The following is a 16,457-nucleotide window of genomic DNA, read 5'->3' as shown; positions in this document are numbered from 1 at the left end:
CCGAGATGCGGATCGTCTACATCCACCAGTACTACTGCAACCCGGGCATGGCCGGCGGGATCCGCTCCTACGAGCAGGCCCGCCGCCTGGTCGCCCGCGGGCACACGGTGGACGTGATCACCACCGACATCACCCCGGGCGCCCGGGACCTGGGCTGGCGCACCACGGACGAGGACGGCGTCACGGTCCACTGGTTCCGGGTCCCCTACAACAACAACATGTCGTACGCCCGGCGGATCCGCGCGTTCGCCGAGTTCATGATCCTGGCCACCGCGAAGGCCGCCCGCCTCCGGGCCGACCTGGTCTTCGCCACCAGCACCCCGCTCACCGTGGCGGTGCCCGGCGTGATCGCCGCGAAGCTGCGCCGGGCGCCGTTCGTCTTCGAGGTCCGCGACCTCTGGCCGGAGGTCCCGATCGAGATGGGGGCGCTGCGCAACCCGGTCGTCCAGCGCCTCGCCGGCGGCCTGGCGAGCTTCGCCTACCGCAACGCGTCCGAGGTGATCGCCCTCTCCCCCGGCATGGCCGCCGGCGTGGTGGCGCGCCGCCCGGGCACCCCGACCACGGTCATCCCGAACGCCGCCGACCTGGACCTGTTCGCCGTCGACGAGGAGCGGGTGCGCCGGTTCCGCGAGTCGCACGACTGGCTCGGTGACCGGCCGCTGCTGGTCTACACCGGGGCGCTCGGCGTGGTGAACGGCGTGGAGTACCTGGTCCGGGCCATGCGACGGGCCCGCGAGCTGGACTCGGACGTGCGGTTCCTGATCGTCGGACACGGTAGGGAGTGGGAGCCGACCAAGGCGCTCGCCGCCGAACTGGGCCTGCTCGGTGACGTGGTGCACATGTGGGAGAAGGTGCCCAAGTCGGAGCTGCCGGTGATCCTCGGCGCGGCCACCATGTCGAGCAGCACGGTCCGGCCGATCCGCGGGCTGTGGGACAACTCGGCGAACAAGTTCTTCGACGCGCTGGCCGCGTCCCGGCCGATCGCCATCAACTACGGCGGCTGGCAGGCGGACCTGCTCACCGAGACCGGGGCCGGCCTGGTGCTCGACCCGGAGGACACCGACGAGGCCGGTTATCAGCTGGTCCGGCACCTGCGTGACGAGGTGTGGCTGAAGCGGGCCCGGGAGGCCGCGTACCGGCTGGCCGTCGAGAGGTTCTCCCGGGACCTGCTGTTCGAGGAGTTCGAGGCGGTGCTGAACCGATCGGCACGCCGGAAGAAGCAGTCCGTCCAGTCCTGACGAATCGGGGGAAGTCAGCGTGGAACTGCGCGCTTACGTACGGGCCTGCCGGCGCCGATGGCTCTGGCTGGTGGTTCCGGTGCTGGTGGCGGCCGGCATCGCGGCGGGCCTGACGGCGGCCGGGTCACCCGGCTACAAATCGTCGCTGACCCTCTTCGTCAGCGCCGGCACCGGCGATCCGGACGCCGGGGCACGGCGCCTCAACTCGTACATCGCCCTGCTGACCGGCCCCCGGGTGGCCCAGGCCGTGGTCGACCGGATGGGCCCCGACGTCACCGCCGGCGAGGTGCAGAAGAGCCTGTCGGCGCAGGTGCGTGAGGGCACCGACCTGCTGGTGGTGTCGGCGGTCGCCGACTCCGAGGAGGAGAGCCGGCAGATCGTCACGACCGCGGCGGCGGTCCTGGTCGGCCTGGCCCGGCAGATCGGCGCGCCGGCCGACCCGCGGGACGGGCCCGCCCCGGCGGTCTCGATCGTGCAGGACGCGGTCACCGTGGAGGAACCGGGCAACCTGGGCCGCAACGCCGGCTTCGCCGCCGTGCTGGGGCTGCTCATCGGGGCGGTCGCGGTCGCGGTCCGGGAGGCGACGGCCCGTACGGTCACCGACGAGGCCGATCTGCGGCGCCTCGGCCTGGACTCGGTCGGGGTCATCTCGATCGGCGGGCGGCCCCGTGACGGCCACCCCGATCAGGCGCTGGCCGAGGCGTTCCGGCGGCTGCGCAGCCTGCTGCCGGTGCTCGCCGACCCGCACGCCGGCATCCCGCGACGCGGCCGGTCGCTGCTGCTCACCGGTGCGAGCCGGAAGGAGGGCACCACGGCGGTGGCGTGCGGGCTGGCCATAGCGATGGCCGAGACCGGGGCGCGGGTCGTGCTGGTCGACGCCAACATGCGTACGCCCGGCGTCGGCCGCTACCTGTCGCTGGAAGCCTCGCCCGGGCTGGCCGAGGTGCTCGCCGGGACCGCCCGCGTGCCGGACGTGCTCCAGAGCTCGCTGGGCGGCCGGGTGACCGTGCTCCCGGCCGGGGAGCACGCGCCGGACCCCGGTGAGCTGCTGGCCTCGCCCCGGCTGCCGGCCACGGTCCGGACCCTGACCGAGCGGTACGACATCGTGCTGGTGGACGCGCCCGCCCTGCACGGGGTGGCCGACGCGTCGGTGCTGGCCCACGTCACCGACGACGCGCTGCTCGTGGTGCGGGCCAACCGGACCCGGACGGCCGATGTGGAGAAGTCGATCGACCTGCTGCAACGGGTCGGCGCCCGGCTGGCCGGCGCGGTGCTGAACTCCCTGCCGCGCAAGCTGCCGACCGGCGGCTCCTGGCAGGACTCCGCCCAGGTCGGCGGCGCGGACAGCCCCGATCTGATCTTCGGGTTGGACGGGGATCAGCCGTCCGCCCGGTTAGAGGACACGTTCGTCTCGCTGCCTCCGGTCGGGACGGCGCGCGGCCGGGCCCGGGTGGTGAAGCCGGAGATCGAGAAGGCGCCCGAGCCGGAGACGCCGGAGGTTCCCACACAGCGCGAGGCGTCGCGGGAGGAGCCGGCGGCCACTCCGGACGAGGAGCAGCGGCGCGGTGAGTGAGCTGCGGGTCGAGGAGACCGCGCCGGCCCGGGCGGCACTGGCCGGACGGGTGCTGCGGGAGCCGTCCGTCCAGCTGCTGGCCTCGCAGGTGCTGACCGGCGGGGTGGCGATGGCGGCCAACATCCTGATGGTCCGGTCCCTCAGCCCCACCCATCGCGGTGAGGTCGCCCTGATGCTCCAGGTGGTGTACCTGGCCACCCAGGTCCTGCTGATGGGCACCGAGCGCAGCTTCGTGGCCGCCTACCACAACGTGGCGCCCGCTCCGGCGGTCCGCGCGTACGCCCGCCTGCTCGCCGTACCGTGTCTGGTCTTTCTCTCCGGGGCGGTGATCTGGCACCTGGCCGCGCCGGACCGGTTGACGCCGAGCGGGGTGATCGTCGCCATGCTGGCGGTGTTCGCGCTGATCGAGGCCACCAGCCTGGCCACCCGGTCGATCGCGATCGCGGTGGGCCGGGTCCGGGACTTCCTGGTGGCCCGGGTTCTCGAGGCGCTGCTGCTGCTGGCCATGCTGATCGGCCTGTACGTGTCCGGCGCCGCCCGTCCCGAGCTGTGGTTCCTGGCCTACCTGTTCGCCGGCGCCACGCCCACCGTCGTCTACCTGCTGATCTGGACGCGGCTGCCGGTGACCGCGGCCGCCACCCCGCTGGACCCGGCGGTGAACCGTCAGGTCCGGCGGGAGGGCCTGGCGCTGTTCCCGGCCGCGCTGTCCAACATGGCGATGCTGCGGGTGGACCGCCTGGTCATCCCGGCGCTGGCGTCCACCGCGGCGCTCGGCCACTACGCGTCGGTGGCGACCATGACCGAGCTGCTGGCATGGCCGGTGCGGGCCTACGCCGACTCCCGTCTGGGCCGGTGGCGGGCGTCGCACCGGGAGGGCACGCTGCGGACCGCGCCGATCCTGCTGGCCGTCGGCGCGTACGCCCTGGTGGTGGTCCCGATCGTGGCCGGTGGCCTGTACCTGCTGATCGAGCCGCTGTTCGGCCACGACTACGCGGACGCCAAAGTGGTCGTGCTGCCGCTGGTGGTGGCGGCCGGCCTGTACGCGGTGTCCCGGGTCAGCCTGGGCCTGCTGATCGCGAAGGGGCACGGCGGGCTGGTGTCGGCCGCCGAGATCATCGGTTTCGTGGTGAGCTTCGCGGCGTACCTCCTGCTGATCCCGCGGCTCGGGATTCTCGGCGCGGCCTACGGGTCGCTGGCGGGGTACGGCGCCTGCCTGGTGTTCGCGATGATCGCGACGAACCTCGTGAGAGAACGATGAGGCGGGCGTTCCTCGCCCCCGGGCTGCTGCTGATCCTCGTGGCGATCGGCGGCCGGTACACGCTGGACCGGGCCGGGCTGGTCGATCTGGCCTGGGTGGACCTGCGGGTGATCGGCGTGCTCATCGCGCTGGCCGTCCTGATCCTGAATGCCGCCGAGCTGCGGAGCAGGAAGGCGGGACGGGAGGGCTGGATCATCGTGGCCCTGCTGTTCTTCCTCTTCCAGATCGCCTCGGCGCTGTGGGCCCCGCCGGCCGCCCGGGTCGGTCCGCAGGTGCTGGACCTGGTGCTGCTGGGCGTACTGCTGGTGGCGACCTACCAGTACACGACCGGCGACCCGGAGACCGTCATCCGGTTCACCTTCCAGCTGTTCTTCGTGGCCGCGATCGTCTACGCGCTGGCCGCGATCTTCATCAGCGGGCCGGGTGAGCAGGGCCGCTACTCGGCCTTCGGGGGCGGGCCCAACGTGTTCGCCCGGATCGAGGTGCTCGGCGTGATCAGCGCGATCGCCCTGTTCATGCTGACCGGCCGGGTGCTGCCGCTGCTGGTGATCCCGCTCTTCCTGCTGGCCACGGTGCTGTCCGGCTCGCGCGGCACGCTGGTGGCCGGTGGAGTGGTCGGTTTCGCCGCACTGCTCAAGCTGCGGCACCGGCTGAGCGCCGCCGGGATCGCGGCGTCGGTGGTGGTCTCACTGGCCGCGGTGGGCCTGATCTGGGCGCTGGCTCCGCCGGAGTTCACCGACCTCTTCCAGGAACGGTTCGTTGAACAGACCGTGCAGGAACAATATCTCTCCGGACGGACCGACATCTGGATGGCCGCGGTCCGCCTCTTCGCCGACCATCCGATCGGCGGCGCCGGCGTCGACGGGTTCTACGGCCTGATCGGCGTCAACCAGGCCGTCGAATATCCACACAACTACGTGCTCGCGGTCGCGGCCGAGGGCGGGCTGATCGGTCTCGGGCTGCTCACCCTGTCGGTGCTGCTGTGGACCCGGATCGTCCACGGTGGCGGGCACCGGCCCCAGCTCACCGGGCTGGCCGTGGCGTCGGCCGTCTTCGTGGCGCTCAGCGGCCTGTTCTCCGGTGACTACTACGACTCCCGGCTGGCCTGGATGTTCGCGGCGATGGCGGCCGCGGCGGCCCTGGTCGCGCCGGCGCCGGCGCCCACTCCCGTGACTCCGTTGGCGACGGTGGCGAAATGAGGCGGCGGACCCTGTTGGTGGCCTCGCTCGGCGGGGCGGCGGTCGCGGGCGCGGCCGGGCTGCACCTGGTCCGGGCGGCGGGCGAGGACGTGCCGGACGTCCGTGATCCGATGCCGGTCCCGCCGCCCTCGATGCAGGAGGCGCTGAAGATCAAGACGGTGGCCTACTGGACCGGGGTCTATCTGCGCAGCTGGGACTACTCGCTGCGCAACGGGCTGCCGCTGAGCCGGTCCACGGACAGCCGGGACCACTACGACCTGGCGTACGACATCGACGCGTGCACCGCGATGTTCCGGGCCACCGGCGACCACCGCTACCTGGACCGCGGGCTGACGTTCATGGAGAACGTGGTGGCCTCGGCCCGCCCGTCGAAGTCGCTGCCGAAGAGCTCGTTCCGGGACCGGTTCTCCGGCTGGGCGTCCAGCAGCTCCGGCGAGGGCGGCGACGAGGTGCCGCTCTACGAGTCGTACCTGTGGCGCTACGGCACGAACCTGCTGGTCGCCATGAAGGGCCTGACCGACGCCCGGTACCGGGCCCGCTACGCCCGGCTGCTCGCCTTCGCCGAGACCGACGTCTTCGACAAGTGGCACACCCGGGGGACGAAGGACTACGTCTACCGCGAGCGCACCCACATGGCGTCGCACTGGGCGCTGATCGCCATGAACCTGGCCCACCTCACCGCCGACCAGGGCCGCAAAGCCCGGTGCAACGCGGTGGTCGACGAGATCAGCACCCGGCTGCGCGGGCAGTTGCGGCGCAATCCGGCGGAGCCGACCGCCTGGTTCTGGAGCGACGTGTGGGGCTCGATGAAACGGCCCGGCCAGGACGTGGGCCACGGCAACGCGGTGGTCACGTACGTGGTGGAGGCCCACGACCGCGGCCAGGGCTGGTCGACGGCGGACATGGCGGCGTTCTCGGCCCTGCTGACCAAGGTGGTCTGGCCCGGCGGGACGACCTATCACGCCTACGTGGACGGCACCGGAACCGACAACGGCTGGTGGTCCGACGGCTTCGTGAAGCTGGGCCGCTACGACCCGGCCGTGCAACTGCGGCTGGAGAGACACCAGGTGGTGAACGATCAGTTCGCCGCGAACATGGCGCTCAACGCCCGCCTGCTGCGGGCCTGAACGCCGGAAGGAGACAAAGCGACATGACGGCATCGCTGCTGGATCCGGCGGCCCGCGAGTGGAAGGAGACACTCCAGCACGTCGGTCACGACATGTACCACGTGCCGGACTACGTGGTTCTGGACGCCCGGCTCTACGGCGGGGCGCCGGCCGCGTTCCACTACGAGAGGCACGGCCGGCGGCTGCTGATCCCGCTGATCCTGCGGGAGATCCCGGGCTCCGGGCTGCGGGACGCGATCTCCCCGTACGGGTATCCCGGCCCGGTCGGCCGCGGCGACCCGGTGTTCTGGGACCAGGCGTGCGCGGCGTTCGTCGCGACGCTGCGGGAGGAGGGCATCGTCTCGGCGTTCATCCGGACGCACCCGCTGTTCGACGCGCCCGCGCCGGTCCTCTCCGCGCACGGCGGCCTGGTCCACCACGGCGAGACCGTCTCCATGGATCTGACCGTCGACGAGGAGGAGATGTGGAAGCAGACCCGCAGTGACCACCGCAACCACATCAACCGGGCGAAACGTGCGGGCACCGAGATCGTGTTCGACGACTGGAGCCGGCTCGGCGAGTGGGTCGACGTCTACCACGACAACATGCGGCGGGTCGGCGCGACGTCGTACTACTTCTTCACCGTCGAGCACCTGACCGCGCTGCACGACGCGGTCGGCGACCGGATGCACCTGGTCGTCGCGCTGGAGGACGGCGAGGTGGTGGGTGGCAACACCTTCTTCTCGTACGACGGGATCGCCACCGGATACGTCTCGTCCACCCGGCGGGCGCCGAAACGGTACGCCGACGAGCTGCTCTACGACTCGGTGCGCCGCTGGTGCAAGCAGCGCGGCGACCGGGTGTTCCACCTGGGCGGGGGCAAGGGCGGCGCGAACGACTCGCTCTTCTCGTACAAGGCCGGGTTCTCGCCCAGCCGGCACCCGTTCCACACCTGGCGCGTGGTCGCCGACCCGGAGGCGTACGAGGAACTGGTCCGCGAACGCAAGCCCGGCGCCGACCCGGCCGACCTGACCACCACCTTCCCGTCCTACCGCTGAGGAGCATCGTCATGCGGATCACCTGCGTCGGCGGCGGTCCCGCCGGCCTGTACTTCGCGACGCTGGCGAAGCTCGCGGACCCGAAGAACGAGGTCACCGTCCTGGAGCGCAATCCGGCCGGGGTCACCTGGGGCTGGGGTGTCGTGTTCTGGGACGACCTGCTCGACGACCTGTTCGCGTACGACCCGGTCAGCGCCGGGCGGATCTGGGACGCCGCCTACAAGTGGGACGAGTACGCGGTGCGGGCCACCGGCAAACCGGACACCCACCTGGCCGGCTACGGGTTCAGCCTGGGCCGGCACCGGCTGCTGGAGATCCTCGCCGAGCGGGCCGTCGAGCTCGGTGTGGACATCCGGTACTCGGACGAGCTGGCCGACCTGTCCGATCTGCCGCCGTCCGACCTGATCGTGGCGTGCGACGGGGCACGCAGCCGGATCCGGGAGGCGCACGCCGAGCACTTCGGCGCCGAGGTGGAGGTCGCCCGGAACCGCTACATCTGGCTGGGCACGCCGAAGGTGTTCGACACGTTCACCTTCGGGTTCGAGGAGACCGAGGCCGGGTGGATCTGGTTCCACGCGTACCCGTTCGATTCCAGGACCAGCACGTTCATCGTGGAGTGCACCCCGGAGACGTGGGCCGGCCTGAGCTTCGACGAGATGGACGCGCGTGCCGGGACGGCCCGGTTGGCGGAGATCTTCGCGAAGCATCTGGACGGCGCCGACCTGATCGACCATCGGGCCGAGGTCGGCGGCACCGGCTGGCTGAACTTCCGCCGGGTCACCGCCCAGCGCTGGGACCACGGCAACATCGTCCTGATGGGAGACTCGGCGCACACCACGCACTTCGCGATCGGCTCCGGGACGAAGCTGGCCATGCAGGACGCGATGGCGCTGGCGGACGCCGTCGCCTCCGGTGACGATCTGCCGGTGGCCCTGGAACGCTACGAGCATCGCCGCAAGGCGGCGCTGGCGCCGTTGCAGAAGGCGGCGCGGGCGAGCAGCGCGTGGTTCGAGCGGATGCCCGAGTACGCGAATCTTCCGGCCAAACGTTTCTCGTACGCGCTGTCGAACCGGCGCGGCGAATATCCGACGTGGCGGTACCTGCTGCACATGGCGACGCAGAGCACGGTCCCCCGCACGCTGCTGCGGTGGACGTTGAGCGCGCGCCGGTCCAGCCGGGCCCGGCGCCGGCCCACGACGACCCATCCCGTGGCGGCGGGCCAGGCGATACCGAATACGGCGTGACACCCGACCGAAGGGGATGACCGATGGCCGAAGGCGCCCTGCTGCAACCCGGCGACCCGGCATGGACCGAGGCGCTGCGGCGCGTCCAGCACGACGTCTACCACCTGCCCTCCTACGTGACGCTCGACGCCCGGCTCTCCGGGGGCACGCCGGTCGCGTTCCGGTACGACGAGATGGGCCAGGTGTTACTGCTTCCCCTGGTGCTGCGCGACGTGCCGGGCACCGGGTTACGGGACGCCGTCTCCCCGTACGGCTACCCCGGGCCGGTCAGTGACGTGCCACCGTCGGAGACCGGGTTCTGGGAGCGGGCCACCCTGGCGATGGCCGGTGTACTGCGTACCAACGACGTGATCAGCGTCTTCGCCCGGCTGCATCCGCTGCTGCCGTCCGCGGCGGCCGTGCTGGCCGGCACCGGGACGGTCGTCCACCACGGGGAGACCGTCTCGGTGGACCTCACCCTGAGCCCCGAGCGGCTCTGGCAGGAGACCCACCGGAGCCACCGCAACCAGATCAACAAGGCGGGCCGGGCCGGGGTGGAGATCGTCTTCGACGACTGGGGGCTGCTCGACGCGTGGGTGGAGACGTACCACGCCACCATGCGGCGGGTCGGGGCCACGGCGTTCTACTTCTTCGACCGGGATCACTTCCAGCGGCTGCGGGAGGCGCTCGACGGGCACGTCCACCTGGCCGTGGCGGTGCGGGACGGGGAGGTGCTGGGCGGGAACCTGTTCTTCGCGTACCGGCGGATCATGCAGACGCATCTCCAGTCCACCCGGGACGGGCAGATCTGGTGGGCGGACAAACTGCTCTATCACGAGGTCCGGCGGTGGGGCCGGGAGCACGGCAACCTGGTGCACCACATCGGCGGCGGGGTGGGCGGGGCGGACGACTCGCTGTTCCGCTACAAGGCGGCCTTCGCGTCCGGGCGCCAGGATTTCCACACGTGGCGGATGGTGACCGACCCGGTCGCGTTCGAGAAGCTGGCCGGCACCCCGACCCCCGACCTGATGTCAGGACGTTTCCCTCCGTACAGGTGATTTTGGCATCATATCGGGCATGGGTCCCGAGACGATCGACGAGTACACCGAGCTGAACGACCGGATCCTGGCCCGGCACCGGGTCAGCCGGCGGGCGGCGTTGCGGGCCGCGCTGACCGGCGGCGGTCTGGTGTACGCCCAGTACCGGCTGGCCGGTGTGGCGCTCGCGGCCGGCGGGGGCACGGCCGGGCGGGCCGGGGTGGTGGTCTCCGGCCGCCACCTGTCGTTCGTGCCCGGGGCCGACGGCGTGCCGCGGCGGGCGATGGCGGTCACCGCTCAGCTCGTGAGCAGCACCGGCAAGCTGCCGACCGGGCTGCGGGCGATCGTCGAGGTGGGCACCACGCCGGGCGGCTACGGCGCGACCTTCCCGGCCGAGATCCGTCACCTGACCGGCAGCGACGCGATCATCGGCGGCCCGGTGTGCAGCCAGTTCTACGTCAAGGCGGTGATGGACCGGCTGACACCGGGCGCCGTGCACCACTACCGGATCCGCCTCTCCGACGGCACCGTGACCGGGGACGCCCACTTCACCGCCGCCCCCGGGCCGGCGGCCGCCCGCTTCTCCGCCGGGTACGGCACGGTGGCCGCGCCCTTCACCTTCACCGCGTTCGCCGACCTCGGCACGCACACGGCGCCGACCGACCCGCGGCACTCCTGGCATCAGCAGCCGGCCGTGGTCCGCCGGGCCGGAGGCGCCTGGCCCGCCGCCGTCTTCGACAACAACTCCTATCTGAGCACCGATCCGGTGGCCGGGACCGGTGGCGCCGATCCGTGGCCGGCGGTCACCCAGGTCGATCTGATGCGCACTCAGAAGCCGGTGTTCGCGCTGCTCGCCGGGGACATCTGCTACGCCAACCCGAGCGGTCAGGGCCTGCCCGCCGACGACAGCATGGCCATGTCCCGCACCGCGCCGCCCGGAAAGAACCTCTTCAACCCGTACGTGTGGGACGTCTTCCTCAACCAGATCGAACCGCTGGCCGCCTTCGTCCCGTGGATGTTCACCACCGGCAACCACGACATGGAGCCGATCCACGGCGACCACGGCTACGGTGGCCATCTCGCCCGGCTGGACCTCCCCGGCAACGGCCCTCAGGGATGCCCGTCGGCGTACCGGTTCGTCTACGGCAACGTCGGCTTCCTGGCCATCGACGCCAACGATCTGTGCGCCGAACTCCAGACCAACACCGGCTACTCGGGCGGCCGGCAGGTGCGCTGGGTGGAGTCGGTGCTGCGGGAGTGGCGGTCGGGGACCACGGTCGACTTCATCGTCGCGTTCTTCCATCAGTGCGCCTACTCGACCTCGGACAAACACGCCTCCGACGGCGGTGTCCGGGACGCCCTCGACCCGCTCTTCTCGAAGTACCGGGTGGACCTGGCCATCCAGGGCCACAACCACCAGCTCGAACGGACCGACCCGATCCGGTTCGGCCGTAGGACCCGCTCCGCACCGGACGGCTCCACGATCCGCCCGGCCGACGACGGCGTCACCTACATCTGCGCCGGCTCCGGCGGGCGGCCCCGCTACCCGTTCCGCCCGGCGCCCGGCCCGGAGGCGCCAACCCCGCCCGGGGTGAAGCCGTCCGGCGCGCGCACGCTGCCCGAGGGTGAGCGTTACCGCGGCTACCGGCCGAGGAATCCGGAGAACAACACGGAAAGCGTCGACAACAGCTACGTCTGGTCCGGCGCGACGACGGTGATCGGCAAATCAGGACAACAAGCGGGGGTACGGGTCCCGGAGGCGATCGACTGGTCGCAGGTCCGCTACGACGCCTACGCCTTCCTGGCCGTCGACGTGGTCCCGGCCGCCCCGGGCGAGACCACCACACTGACCGTGCGGACGTTGGCCGACGCCCTGCCCGGAAGCAGGCAGCCGTACACCGAGATCGACCGGATCACCCTCTCCCGGATCGCCGGCCGCGGCATGGTCACGGTTGCTCGCTGATCGCGTACCGCTTGACCAGGTCAGCCAGGATGTCCCGGGTGCGGTTCAGGTCGGCCATCTGCGCCTCCACCCGGTGCAACTCCTCGCCCAGCCGGCCGGCCAGCCACGGCGTACGGATCGCCTCGTCGGCCACGCACGGCAGCACGTCCCGGATCGTGGCGGTGGACAGCCCGGCCGCCAGCAGCGTCCGGATCAGGCCCACCCGCTCGATCGCCGTCGCCGGGTAATGCCGCTGCCCGCCCGTGCCGCGCTCGCTGCCGAGCAGCCCCTGCTCCTCGTAGTAACGCAGCGACCGCGCGCTGGCGCCGGTGGCGGCGCTGAGTTCCCCGATCCGCATCCTGTCTCCCGGCTCACAACGCTTGACCCTCACATCAGTGTCAAGTCTTAGCGTCACCCCATGCCCACGACAACCACCCACCGCTCCCCCGCCGCCGGCCCGCTCGGCCTGGCCGCCGCGAACGTCCCGTTCACGCTCGCCGGGCTGGATCTGCCGAATCGTTTCGTGATGGCGCCGATGACCCGTTTCCGCTCCCCCGGCGGCGTGCCCACCGCGGAGGTCGCCGACTACTACCGTCGCCGGGCCGAGAACGGCGTCGGCCTGATCGTCACCGAGGGCACGCTGGTCGGCCACCCGAGCGCGAGCCACGAGACCACCGTCCCGCGGATGACGGCGGGCGCGGCCGAGGCGGGCTGGCGCGGCGTCACCACGGCGGTCCACGCCGTGGGCGGCCGGATCGCCGCCCAGCTATGGCATCTCGGCAGCGAACGCCGCCCGGTCGACGGCGTCGAGGCGTGGACCCCGTCCGGGGTGGGCGGCCACGCCATGTCCACCGCCGACATCGACACCATCGTGGCGGCCTTCGCCGAGTCGGCCCGGGTAGCGGCCCGCGCCGGCTTCGATGCCGTGGAGATCCACGGCGCCCACGGCTATCTCCTGGACGAGTTCCTCTGGCCGGCCACCAACCACCGCACTGACGCCTTCGGCGGCTCCCCCGCCCGCCGCGCCGCCCTCCCGGCCGAGGTGATCCGCGCGGTCCGCGGCGAACTACCGGTGATCTTCCGCTTCTCCCAGTTCAAGGAACGCGACTACCAGGCCCGCATCGCGCAGTCACCCGCCGAGCTCGCCGACATCCTCACGGTGCTCGCGGACGCCGGCGCCGACGCCTTCCACGCCTCCCAGCGCCGCTTCTGGGAACCGGCCTTCCCCGGCTCCCCGCTCAACCTGGCCGGCTGGGCGAAGAAGCTGACCGGCCTCCCGTCGATCACCGTGGGCTCGGTCGGCCTGACCAGCACTCTCCCCCACATGTCCCGCCTGACCGAAGGTCTGACCACCGGCGAGTTCGACCTGGTCGCGGTGGGCCGCATCCTGCTGGGCAACCCCACCTGGGCCCGCCTGGTCACCGAGAACCGCCTCACCGAGATCCGCGACTACGACAAGGCCCACGAGGACGTCTACTTCTGACCCGATCGACGACTGTCCCGCATGGACCGGTCTTCCTAAAATGGCGGTTCTCAGCAGCCCGCCGGAAGGCCGCCGCCAAATGCCGCCCCGTACCCCTCGCGCGATCCTGGTCGGCCGAATCCTCGTCGCCGCCGTCGTGGCCTGCCTGACCGCCCTGCTCTTCGGCGCCGGCCTGGAGATCGCCGACCAACTGGCGAGCGCGATAGCCGTCCTGGTCGCCCTGATCACGTTCGCCGCCACCTACCTGTTCCCACCCAGGCCGCCGGCCGTCCCCGATCCGCCTACCACCGCGGACCCGGCACCCGCCCTCGGCCCCGCATCAGCAGGAGAAGAGTCGACTGCGGCACCGGCCTCGATCGCCGGGCCGACCGTCACGGCGGGTTCGACGGACACCGCAGCACCGGCTGCCACAAGACTGGACGCCTTCGCAGGCCCCATCGCGGCCGTCGGATCGGGCGTGGCCGGCAATGATCTCTCCCTTGCGGAGCCGCGATGCGTAGGCACGATTCCACCTCTTGCCTCGGCGTTCCAACCGCGCACCGGCCTACGCGAGCGCATCACGGCGGCTCGCGGCGCGGGCACCGACGTGGTCCTCGGCGAGAACGACGACACCGTCCGCGCCGCCCGCGTCCTGTCCGGCGGTGGCGGGGTCGGCAAGTCCCAACTGGCGGCATGGTTCGCTCACCAGGCCATCGCGGAGAGAAGGACCGACCTTGTCGTCTGGGTCCCCGCGAGCAGCCCCGACCAGATCCTCACCGCCTACGCCCGGGCCGCCGAGCGGGTGAAGGCCCCCGGCGTCTCCGGCACCGACGAAAGCGCCGACGCCGCCGCCTTCCTGGAGTGGCTGCACACGACCGACCTGACCTGGCTGATCGTGCTGGACGACATCACCGACCCCGCACACATCGCGGACCTGTGGCCCCCCGCCCGGCCGACCGGCTGGACCCTCGCCACCACCCGCCTCCAGGACGCGACCATCCTGAGCAGCGGCCGCCAGAAGATCGACATCGACGTGTACAGCCCCGCCGAGTCGATCACCTACCTCACCGATCGCCTCACCAGGGCCGACCTTGCCGTCTGCCTCGACGACTCGGTCCCTGAACTGACCGGGGTCCTCGGTCATCTGCCTCTCGCGCTCTCCCACGCCGCCGCTTACCTGATCAACCAGGCTCTACCCTGCCGGACATACCTGTCCCTCTACCGCGACAGCAGCCACCGCCTGACCGAACTGATGCCCGCCACGAGCCGACCCGACGACTACACCCGCCCGGTGGCGACGACCCTGCTGCTGGCGTTGGAGGCCGCCGACGCCACCGAACCGGCCGGCCTGGCCCGCCCCGCACTCATTCTCGCCTCCCTCCTCGATCCGGCGGGCCACCCCGAGGCGTTTTGGATGACGGAGGTGGTCACCGACCACCTGTCGTCCACCACAGGCACCCCGGTCACCGGCTCCCGGGCCAGGGAGGCGCTCCGACTCCTCCACCGCTACAGCCTGGTCACCCACAGCCCCGGCGACAGCGCCCGAGCCGTACGCATCCATGCCCTGACCGCTCGAGCCGCCCGGGAATCCGCCGATGACGTCGCCGCGGCCGCTCGCGTGGCCGCCGATGCCCTGTTGGAGATCTGGCCGGAGAACGTCCATCTGGTCACAGATCTGACCACCTCACTCCGTGCCAACAGCATCGCGCTGCACGAGGCCTCGGATGAGGCGCTCTGGTTCCCGAAGGTCAACAATCTTCTTCATTACGCGGGCACGGGCCTCATGGAGGCCGGCCTGTACCGGTCTGCGATCGAGCACCAGGAGGGCATCGCCGCGAAGGCGGCGCGTCTACTCGGCGAGCAGCACCTGGAGACGATCCGGGCTCGTGCCAATCTGGCCGTCTCCTACTGGGAGAACGGGCGCGTCCTGGACGCCATAGCACTCCAAGAGCAGGTCCTGAGCGACCGCGAACGCATCCTCGGCGACGAGCACCCCGACACCATCCGTGCCCGCGCCAACCTCGCCGCCTCCTACCAGCAGGACGGCCGTGTCGAAGACGCCATCGTCCTCAAAGAACGGGTACTGGCGGACTGTCATCGCATCCTTGGCGACAAGCACCTCGAAACCATCCTCGCCCGCGCCAACCTCGCCTTCTCCTACGACAAGGACGGCCGCATCGAAGAGGCCATGCAACTCGAGGAGCAGGTCCTGAGCGACCGCGAACGCATCCTCGGCGACGAGCATCCCGACACCATCCTCGCCCGCGCCAACCTCGCCACCTCCTACCACGTCACCGGCCGCACCGAGGAGGCCGTCCTCCTCCTGGAGCGGGTTCTGACCGAGCGCGAACGCGTCCTCGGCAACCAGCACCCCCACACCATCCTCGCCCGCGCCAACCTCGCCATCTCCCACTACGAGGACGGCCGCGTCGAGGAAGCGATCGCGCTGATCAAGAGGGCAGCGGAGGAGTTCGAGAGCGTACTCGGACCGGAGCACCCGGACACCGTGGCGTTCTCGGCGGTGTTCAGCGGCTGGACCGCCGCCGGCTGAGGCCGAGCGCCCGTGACGGATTCGGCGATCATCACCGGAGCACGTCGTCGGCCGGGGTCACCGGTGGTGACTCCTCGAAGGCGGCGCCCAGGAGGGTGCGCAGCGCCGCAGCGTGTTCGGCCAAGGCGCGGCGGCCCTCGGTGGTGAGGGCGGCGGTGGCCCGGCGGCCGGTGCGGCGGACCTCCACGTAGCCCGCCTCCTGGAGGCTCGTGAGCTGTTTGCTCAGTGCGGAGTCGCTGAGCCCGGTCGCCTCCCGCAGGAAGCTGAACTCGACGTGCACGGCCGGAGCGAGCAGCGACACGATCGAGAGCCGGACCGGGAAGTGCAGCAGCTCGTTGAAGCCCTCTGGCCGCCCGCCGCTCATGGCCGCTTCCGCGGACGGGCCGCGGCGGCCTGCACCGGGCCCACGGCCAGGATCAGCACGATCGACGCGGCCAGGCCACCGATGGTGTTGGACGCGGCGACGTCATACAGCCGCATCACCGAGCCCACCACGATGCTGACGATCAGCATGGCCGCGATGAGCAGCGCGATCGGCCCGACCCGCAGAGCCCGCGCCCTCAACCGCACGCCGGTGATGCGCTCGAGGAGCCGGGTCAGGACGAGGGTGGCACCGACCCCGCCGACGATCATCGCCACTTCCGGCCAGCCGTCCACATCGCCACTGGCCCAGATCAGCATGAGGGCGGCCGCGGACCCGAACGTGTACCACGCCGGAAGCCGGCTGGGACTCCCCTGCCGCAGCGTCTGCTCGTTACGCCGCCGCATCTCGGCCAGCGCCTTCGACGCCTCGTCGACATCCATGTCGGA

General features: G+C 71.5%; 14 protein-coding genes. 11 read left to right on the top strand and 3 right to left on the bottom strand.

Annotated features, from left to right (window positions below; all coding sequences use genetic code 11):
* The first annotated feature begins 5 nt into the window (after positions 1 to 5).
* Genes IEZ13_RS19260 through IEZ13_RS19220 form a run of 9 tightly spaced genes read left to right on the top strand, consistent with a single transcriptional unit; the run spans position 6 to position 11,655 of the window.
* Positions 6 to 1,238 (top strand): glycosyltransferase family 4 protein, encoded by a 1,233-nt coding sequence (locus IEZ13_RS19260; protein WP_183219631.1) that lies wholly within the window; start codon positions 6 to 8, stop codon positions 1,236 to 1,238.
* 19 nt (positions 1,239 to 1,257) lie between these two features.
* Positions 1,258 to 2,811: a tyrosine-protein kinase domain-containing protein gene (locus IEZ13_RS19255; RefSeq protein WP_183219629.1), complete on the top strand. Its 1,554-nt coding sequence runs from the start codon at positions 1,258 to 1,260 to the stop codon at positions 2,809 to 2,811.
* Positions 2,804 to 4,069: a lipopolysaccharide biosynthesis protein gene (locus IEZ13_RS19250; RefSeq protein ID WP_183219628.1), complete on the top strand. Its 1,266-nt coding sequence runs from the start codon at positions 2,804 to 2,806 to the stop codon at positions 4,067 to 4,069. The genes IEZ13_RS19255 and IEZ13_RS19250 overlap by 8 nt, the downstream gene beginning before the upstream one ends.
* The gene (locus tag IEZ13_RS19245; RefSeq protein ID WP_183219626.1) at positions 4,066 to 5,268 is read left to right on the top strand and encodes an O-antigen ligase family protein; all 1,203 of its coding nucleotides are present in this window, start codon (positions 4,066 to 4,068) and stop codon (positions 5,266 to 5,268) included. The genes IEZ13_RS19250 and IEZ13_RS19245 overlap by 4 nt, the downstream gene beginning before the upstream one ends.
* On the top strand, positions 5,265 to 6,395 hold the full coding sequence (locus tag IEZ13_RS19240; protein WP_183219624.1) for a hypothetical protein: 1,131 nt from the start codon (positions 5,265 to 5,267) through the stop codon (positions 6,393 to 6,395). The genes IEZ13_RS19245 and IEZ13_RS19240 overlap by 4 nt, the downstream gene beginning before the upstream one ends.
* A gap of 23 nt (positions 6,396 to 6,418) precedes the next feature.
* Positions 6,419 to 7,432: a GNAT family N-acetyltransferase gene (locus IEZ13_RS19235; RefSeq protein ID WP_183219622.1), complete on the top strand. Its 1,014-nt coding sequence runs from the start codon at positions 6,419 to 6,421 to the stop codon at positions 7,430 to 7,432.
* 11 nt (positions 7,433 to 7,443) lie between these two features.
* On the top strand, positions 7,444 to 8,676 hold the full coding sequence (locus tag IEZ13_RS19230) for an FAD-dependent monooxygenase (protein ID WP_183219620.1): 1,233 nt from the start codon (positions 7,444 to 7,446) through the stop codon (positions 8,674 to 8,676).
* 23 nt (positions 8,677 to 8,699) lie between these two features.
* The gene (locus IEZ13_RS19225; protein WP_183219618.1) at positions 8,700 to 9,713 is read left to right on the top strand and encodes a GNAT family N-acetyltransferase; all 1,014 of its coding nucleotides are present in this window, start codon (positions 8,700 to 8,702) and stop codon (positions 9,711 to 9,713) included.
* A gap of 19 nt (positions 9,714 to 9,732) precedes the next feature.
* On the top strand, positions 9,733 to 11,655 hold the full coding sequence (locus IEZ13_RS19220) for a purple acid phosphatase family protein (RefSeq protein ID WP_183219616.1): 1,923 nt from the start codon (positions 9,733 to 9,735) through the stop codon (positions 11,653 to 11,655).
* Here the strand turns inward: IEZ13_RS19220 and IEZ13_RS19215 are convergent.
* Positions 11,639 to 11,992 (bottom strand): MerR family transcriptional regulator, encoded by a 354-nt coding sequence (locus IEZ13_RS19215; protein WP_183219614.1) that lies wholly within the window; start codon positions 11,990 to 11,992, stop codon positions 11,639 to 11,641. The genes IEZ13_RS19220 and IEZ13_RS19215 overlap by 17 nt on opposite strands.
* 60 nt (positions 11,993 to 12,052) lie before the next feature.
* Here IEZ13_RS19215 and IEZ13_RS19210 point away from each other — a divergent pair, with 60 nt between their 5' ends.
* Positions 12,053 to 13,117 (top strand): oxidoreductase, encoded by a 1,065-nt coding sequence (locus IEZ13_RS19210; protein ID WP_183219613.1) that lies wholly within the window; start codon positions 12,053 to 12,055, stop codon positions 13,115 to 13,117.
* A 79-nt stretch (positions 13,118 to 13,196) separates the two neighbouring features.
* Complete coding sequence (locus tag IEZ13_RS19205; protein WP_183219611.1) at positions 13,197 to 15,647, top strand: tetratricopeptide repeat protein; 2,451 nt, start codon at positions 13,197 to 13,199, stop codon at positions 15,645 to 15,647.
* A gap of 31 nt (positions 15,648 to 15,678) precedes the next feature.
* Here the strand turns inward: IEZ13_RS19205 and IEZ13_RS19200 are convergent, their stop codons facing one another.
* Together IEZ13_RS19200 and IEZ13_RS19195 are read right to left on the bottom strand one after the other, a co-directional pair.
* A complete protein-coding gene (locus IEZ13_RS19200) occupies positions 15,679 to 16,011 on the bottom strand; it encodes a transcriptional regulator (RefSeq protein ID WP_183219609.1) in 333 nt (110 codons plus the stop codon).
* On the bottom strand, positions 16,008 to 16,451 hold the full coding sequence (locus IEZ13_RS19195; RefSeq protein WP_183219608.1) for a hypothetical protein: 444 nt from the start codon (positions 16,449 to 16,451) through the stop codon (positions 16,008 to 16,010). Before IEZ13_RS19195 ends, IEZ13_RS19200 begins: the two co-directional genes overlap by 4 nt.
* Positions 16,452 to 16,457: the final 6 nt, after the last annotated feature.

The organism is Actinoplanes campanulatus (genome assembly GCF_014647795.1).
In the GTDB taxonomy this organism is placed as follows: Bacteria; Actinomycetota; Actinomycetes; order Mycobacteriales; family Micromonosporaceae; genus Actinoplanes; species Actinoplanes campanulatus.
Note: the sequence above shows the minus strand (reverse complement) of the source record. Positions and strands in the feature narration are given on the sequence as shown.

Excerpts from the sequence above, each read along its gene's own strand:
- IEZ13_RS19205 (WP_183219611.1), top strand. The coding sequence starts at position 13,197 with ATGCCGCCCCGTACCCCTCGCGCGATCCTGGTCGGCCGAATCCTCGTC.
- IEZ13_RS19260 (WP_183219631.1), top strand. The coding sequence starts at position 6 with ATGCGGATCGTCTACATCCACCAGTACTACTGCAACCCGGGCATGGCC.
- IEZ13_RS19225 (WP_183219618.1), top strand. The coding sequence starts at position 8,700 with ATGGCCGAAGGCGCCCTGCTGCAACCCGGCGACCCGGCATGGACCGAG.
- IEZ13_RS19235 (WP_183219622.1), top strand. The coding sequence starts at position 6,419 with ATGACGGCATCGCTGCTGGATCCGGCGGCCCGCGAGTGGAAGGAGACA.
- IEZ13_RS19245 (WP_183219626.1), top strand. The coding sequence starts at position 4,066 with ATGAGGCGGGCGTTCCTCGCCCCCGGGCTGCTGCTGATCCTCGTGGCG.
- IEZ13_RS19240 (WP_183219624.1), top strand. The coding sequence starts at position 5,265 with ATGAGGCGGCGGACCCTGTTGGTGGCCTCGCTCGGCGGGGCGGCGGTC.
- IEZ13_RS19200 (WP_183219609.1), bottom strand. The coding sequence starts at position 16,011 with ATGAGCGGCGGGCGGCCAGAGGGCTTCAACGAGCTGCTGCACTTCCCG.
- IEZ13_RS19215 (WP_183219614.1), bottom strand. The coding sequence starts at position 11,992 with ATGCGGATCGGGGAACTCAGCGCCGCCACCGGCGCCAGCGCGCGGTCG.
- IEZ13_RS19220 (WP_183219616.1), top strand. The coding sequence starts at position 9,733 with ATGGGTCCCGAGACGATCGACGAGTACACCGAGCTGAACGACCGGATC.
- IEZ13_RS19195 (WP_183219608.1), bottom strand. The coding sequence starts at position 16,451 with ATGGATGTCGACGAGGCGTCGAAGGCGCTGGCCGAGATGCGGCGGCGT.
- IEZ13_RS19230 (WP_183219620.1), top strand. The coding sequence starts at position 7,444 with ATGCGGATCACCTGCGTCGGCGGCGGTCCCGCCGGCCTGTACTTCGCG.
- IEZ13_RS19210 (WP_183219613.1), top strand. The coding sequence starts at position 12,053 with ATGCCCACGACAACCACCCACCGCTCCCCCGCCGCCGGCCCGCTCGGC.